We start from the raw sequence: 5,369 nt of genomic DNA on the forward strand, positions 1-5,369 counted from the left end.
GCGTTCGAGCGCGTCGACGACGAGCGCGGGGTCGGCCTGGGCGACTCGGGAGGGGGCCAGCGGGGCGAGGACGAGGGTGGAGCCGTAGACGAGGTCGAGGACCCCGTAGAACGGCAGGGTGACCAGGGAGGTGTCCTCGCGGGTGCGGCCGTGGACTGCCTCGATCTGGCGGGCGATGGACAGTGCCATGCGGTGGGTGTACTCGACTCCCTTGGCGGGGCCGGTGCTGCCCGTGGTGAAGCCGATCATCAGCAGGTCGTCGCGGCCTGCGGCGACGGGTGCGGCGGCGCCGCCCTCGGCGCCGAGCGCCCGTACGGCGGCGAGGGTGCGGGCCCGGCCGAGGCGGTGCCGGCCGAGGGTGACGGGGACGCGGATGCCGGCGAAGGTGCGGCGGCCGAGGAGCCGGGCGGCGTGGGCGAGGGGCGGGCCGATGAACGCCTCGGCTCCGACGGTGCGGTAGCAGTGCAGCATCCGGCGGACGCCCATGCCGGGGTCGACGACGACGGGCACGGCGCCGACCCGGAAGAGGGCGAAGGCGAGGGCGAACAGTTCGGGTCCGGGCGGCGCCATGAGGACGGTCTTGGTGCCCTTGGTGATGCCGGCGCGGGTCAGGCCGGCGGCGAGCTCCTCGACGGCCTGCTGGAGCCGGCCGTAGGTGAGGGTCCGGTAGGCGGGGCGGGTGCCGTCGCGCCGCGGTCCGCCGGCGGGGTGGATGACGGCCGGCTTGTCTGGGAAGGCGCGGGCGTTGCGTTCGAGGAGGCCGGCCAGGCTGTGCGCGCCGAGGTCGTCGGCGGCTGCGGGCCGGGCCTCCGCCGCCGACGGGGTGGCGGTCGTGGTCGGCATGGCGGTCACCATCCCTGCGGGCGGTAGGAGGCGCAGGCCGCTCGCGGTCCGGCGCCGGCGGTGACGAACAGGAGGGTGTCGGCGCCTTCGGGGCGGGCGTGTTCCAGGGCGTGGAGGTAGCCGAGGACGGGGGCCGCTGTGTGCGGCCGGCCCCGTCCCGGCCCGTCGCCGGCGCCCGCGGGGGTGTCCGGGCCGATGACGAGGGTGCGGCCGGCGTCGAGGCCGAACTCGGCGGTGTACGCGGCGATCGCGGCCGCGGCGAGTTCGGCGGTGTGCTGCTCGTGGTCGGGGGTGCGGTGCACGGTGATGCGGGAGCGTCCGCCGGTGCCCATGGTGTCGAGGTCGAGGTAGCCCGCGACGTCGGTGGGCCGGTCGCCGCCGCCGTAGTGGCGTACGGGGCCGAATCCCGTGTGGGGGTCGGCGTCGCGTTCGAGGAGGAACGCGCCGGCGAGGTCGGCGTAGGGGTAGTCGGGGTCGCGGGAGGCGTCGCCGCCGGGGTGGACGTCGGCGGCGGTGATGAGGATCCGCTCGGTGGTGCCGGTGGCGAGGAGGGACTGGCCGGCCTGGACGGCGCTGAGGACGCCGCAGGCGCCGTCCATGAGGTCGAAGGAGAAGCCGGCGGCGGGCTGGGGGTCGGCAAGGTAGTCGGGGTTGATGCCGGTTTCCTTCTGGACCAGTGCGGCGACGGCCGGTTCGAAGGTGTTGTTCTCGCGGTAGACGCCGACGTTGACGAGGACGCCGACCCCGGACGGGGAGACGCGGGCGCGGGCGAGGCAGCGGCGGGCGGCGCGCCCGGCGAGCTCGACGGCAGAGGCGGGGGTGCCGGGGTCGGTGTGGGTGGCGGTCGCGGATGCGGTGATGACGATGCCCATGGCGGATCACGCCCCTGCGTGGGTGACGGTGGCGGACAGCGCGCCGGTGACGAGTCCCGACGCGGCGGGCACCAGGAGGTACTTGGCTCCGGCGGCCTCCCGGGCCGGGTCCGCGGCCTCCCGGGCCGCGCCGCGGGTGCGGCGGAGGTGTTCGCGCAGGGTCAGGAAGTGGGAGGTGGTGGCGGTGTTGCCGTACTGCTCCACGACCTGGAGGGACGGCGGCATCGGTGTGCCGAACTCGGCCTCGGCGGTCCGGTTCGCGTACTCGATGAACCGGGTGCCGACCTGGTGCTGAATGATGTGGTCGAATTCCTCGTCCTCGAATGCGCGCCCGTTCTTGGCGAGGAAATCCTCGTGGAACCGCGGCCACAGTTTGAGGCGTTCCCGGTCGTGCATCTTCTTGTTGTCGGTGTAGAGGCCGATTCCCTGGCTGCGGTCGCTCGGCATTCCCATGCAGAGGTGGGAGTATTCGGCGCAGGTCATGAGCTCGATGTAGTGGATGCGGTCGGCGGGGTCGGTGGATTCGTCGAGGACGACCGCGGCGGCGGAGTCGCCGACCGAGAGCGAGGCGAACTGCGGGTCGTAGGAGTCGCGCAGTTCGCGGGCGGCGGTGCGGGCGACTCGGGTGGCCTGCTCGCCGCTGACGACCATGCCGGTGCGGACGGCGCCTGAGCGGATCATGCGGTCCAGCAGCCACACGCCGGTCATCATGCCGGCGCAGGCGTTGGAGACGTCGAAGCTGATGGCGGGCCGGGCGCCCAGCTCCTTGGCCAGCATCCCGGCGAAGGACGGCTCGAAGTGGAAGCGGCTGCCGTCTTTCACTCGCGTGATGGACGCGCTGATGACGACGTCGAGGTCGGCCGCCCGGTGGCGGGAGACGGCGAGGCAGTCGCGGGCGGCGGCGAGGGCCATCCCGAAGGAGTCCTCGCCGGCGGCGGGGTCGGGGTCGTGGACGCGGCGCTCGGCGATGCCGGTGATCCGGCGGACGTCCGCGTCGCCCAGGTTCGGCACCTTCGCGCGGAGTTCGTCGTTGGTCTCGCGTCCCGCGGGAAGAAAGGCGCCGAGGGCCTCTATTCGGCTGCGGCGCTCGGTGGTACTCATATTCGCCCTCCATGGCGATCCGCCGGGCCTTCGAAAAGGTCAGTGGCTCCGGTCGGTAAATGGCTGAGGGCCGTCACTGGTGACGGACAGCGAAGTTACCGTAGCGTACGGAATTTGCCGAGCAGGTCGCCGGACCGGTTCCGGGGGCCCATCCGATCGAATATCGGCCAAACCGCGGCAGGCCAATTCGCCCGCCGATCCGGGACTTTCGGCCCGGATCGGGGGCGCCGGCGCCGGGCCGGGCGTCCCCTCACGGACCCCCGTACGGGCACGGAACGGATGTCCGGGCGGTCCCCGCGCCGGGCGCGGTCGCGCAAAAGATGTCCGGAATCGCCCGGTCCGCCTTGACCTCGCTCCCCCGCCCGCCACCCCCGGCGCGCCGGCACCGTGCGCGGCGGTCCCGCTGGCCCGGTTGGGCCAGGGCCGGTTTGGGCCGGGCGATCTCTCTTCCCAGGGCTTTGACCAGCGGCGAAGCTGATTCCTGTCAGCGAGGGAGACCTCGGGGACACCGCCTCGGAAGCCTGAGGAAACGTCACCGCGGGACGTGTCCGAAGGAGTCGGTCCGCTCATCGGACCCGGGGCGGGCGACACACCACACCACACCACCGCCCCTGTTGTTCGGAAGGAATCCAGCGCCATGCGCATCCACGTCATGCGGGCCGCCGCGGTCCTCGCCCTCGCCGTCGGACTCACCTCGGTCGCACCGATGGCCTCGGCCGTCCCCCTGGGGCGCACCGCGGGCACGGCGCCGTCCGCCGCGGACGCCGCCGGCTCCCTCGCCGGCTGACATCCCCTCAGGCGACCGACGGGACAGCCCGGGGACGCCCCGGCACCTCCTCCGCCGCACCAGACCGCTGTACCTGCAGGGCAGCCGTCCGACCCGCGCCGGAAACCCCCGCCCCGCCCGCCGCCCTGCTCTTCCCGCACCACCCCCGCGGCCCCGCCGCGCCACGACTTCGCACCGAGCCGCCGGTCGAGCACACGGACGACCCCTGCTCCCGGCACCCGCCACGACCTCACGCACGACGAACCGGAGTACACCCATGCCTCGCCACGGAAAGACCGCCCGCCGCACCGGAATCGCGGCCCTCCTCGCCATCGCCGCAGCAGCCGGCACCGTCGTCGCGGTCAACGGCCCCGCGACCGCCGCCCCGGCCTCCGCCTCCCCCGTGACCGGTGACGCCGCGGCGGCCGACGAAGGCCATCCGGACTTCGGCAGCCCGGGCCAGGGCGAGGAGACGCCCGTCGACACGGAAATGCGCGGCGCCCCCTTCGCCGCGGCGGCGGCGACGCCGAAGATATCCCGCGACACGGTCATCGACCGGGCCAGGAGCTGGGTGGGCATCGGCCTGGACTACGACTGGGGCGGCCGCCACGGCGGGTACCGCACCGACTGCTCGGGCTTCGTCTCGATGGCCTGGGACCTGGACTCCTCGCCGACCACGGACGGCTTCGAGCCGCGCGGCCTCGTCCAGAGGATCGGCAAGTCGGACCTCAAGCCGGGTGACGCCCTCCTCGACGACGACACCGGCGCGAGCGGCCACATCGTCCTCTTCGAGAAGTGGGCCAACAGCGACCACACCAAGTACTGGGGATTCGACTTCACGCGGAGCGGGGTGCACCACCGGATCTACGACTACCCGTACTACCCGGGCTACGGCCCCTACTTCCCCGTCCGCTACAAGAACATCGTCGACGACGAGGCCCCCAAGCCGCAGCCGGCCCCCGGCATGACCGACCTGGTGGCCGCGAACATCAACGGCGACTCCGTCGACGACGTCGTGGGCGTCGAGGCCTCCACCGGCAAGCTGTGGCTGTACAAGGGCAACAGCAACGGCACCATCGCCGGCGGCAGCGCCCGCGTCGAGATCGGCTCCGGCGGCTGGAACGGCATGTCCAACCTGGCGGCCGCCGACTACAACGGCGACGGCAAGGACGACATCGTCGCCACCCAGGAGTCGACCGGCAAGCTGTACCTCTACCCGGGCACCGGCTCCGGCCTCGCCGCCCGCAAGGAGATCGGCTCGGGCGGCTGGAACGGCATGAAGGACCTGATCGGCGGCGACTTCACGGGCGACGGCAAGGCCGACGTCGTGGGCGTCGAGAAGTCCACCGGAAAGCTGTGGCTGTACAAGGGCAGCGGCACCGGCGCCATCGGCGGCGGCAGCAGCCGCGTCCTGATCGGCTCCGGCGGCTGGAACGGCATGCACGACCTGGTCGGCATGGACGTCGACAACGACCGCAGGACCGATGTCGTCGCCGCCGAGTCCGACAGCGGCAAGCTCTTCCTCTACAAGAGCACCGGCACGGGCCTCGCCGAGCGCAAGGAGATCGGCTCCGGCGGCTGGAACGGCATGAACGACCTGATCGGCGGCGACTTCACCTCGAACGCCTACGACGACCTCGTCGCCGTCGAGAAGTCCACCGGCAAGCTGTGGCTCTACCCGGGCACGGGCTCCGGCCTCGCCGCCCGCAAGCAGATCGGCTCCGGCGGCTGGTAGCAGCCGCGCGGCCCCGGCGGGGGTGACCAGACCGCCCCCGCCGGGGCCGCGC

5 protein-coding genes are annotated in these 5,369 nt (G+C 73.1%); 2 read left to right on the top strand and 3 right to left on the bottom strand.

The genetic code is table 11. The annotated features are described in order from the left end of the window. From EF903_RS27960 to EF903_RS27970, 3 genes are all read right to left on the bottom strand, one after another. Positions 1 to 843: AMP-binding protein (locus EF903_RS27960; protein ID WP_185902855.1), on the bottom strand; the 843-nt coding region annotated here is incomplete at its 3' end. A 5-nt stretch (positions 844 to 848) separates the two neighbouring features. After that, positions 849 to 1,715: a hypothetical protein gene (locus tag EF903_RS27965; protein ID WP_125547774.1), complete on the bottom strand. Its 867-nt coding sequence runs from the start codon at positions 1,713 to 1,715 to the stop codon at positions 849 to 851. 6 nt (positions 1,716 to 1,721) lie between these two features. Continuing rightward, positions 1,722 to 2,816: a 3-oxoacyl-ACP synthase III family protein gene (locus EF903_RS27970; RefSeq protein WP_125547776.1), complete on the bottom strand. Its 1,095-nt coding sequence runs from the start codon at positions 2,814 to 2,816 to the stop codon at positions 1,722 to 1,724. 637 nt (positions 2,817 to 3,453) lie between these two features. Here EF903_RS27970 and EF903_RS34405 point away from each other — a divergent pair. Both EF903_RS34405 and EF903_RS27975 read left to right on the top strand, forming a co-directional pair. Beyond that, a complete protein-coding gene (locus tag EF903_RS34405; protein ID WP_185902856.1) occupies positions 3,454 to 3,603 on the top strand; it encodes a hypothetical protein in 150 nt (49 codons plus the stop codon). Positions 3,604 to 3,859: 256 nt separating this feature from the next. Further along, the gene (locus EF903_RS27975; RefSeq protein WP_125547778.1) at positions 3,860 to 5,317 is read left to right on the top strand and encodes an FG-GAP-like repeat-containing protein; all 1,458 of its coding nucleotides are present in this window, start codon (positions 3,860 to 3,862) and stop codon (positions 5,315 to 5,317) included. The last annotated feature ends 52 nt before the right edge of the window (positions 5,318 to 5,369 follow it).

The organism is Streptomyces sp. WAC05292, from assembly GCF_003949955.1.
In the GTDB taxonomy this organism is placed as follows: domain Bacteria; phylum Actinomycetota; class Actinomycetes; order Streptomycetales; family Streptomycetaceae; genus Streptomyces; species Streptomyces globosus.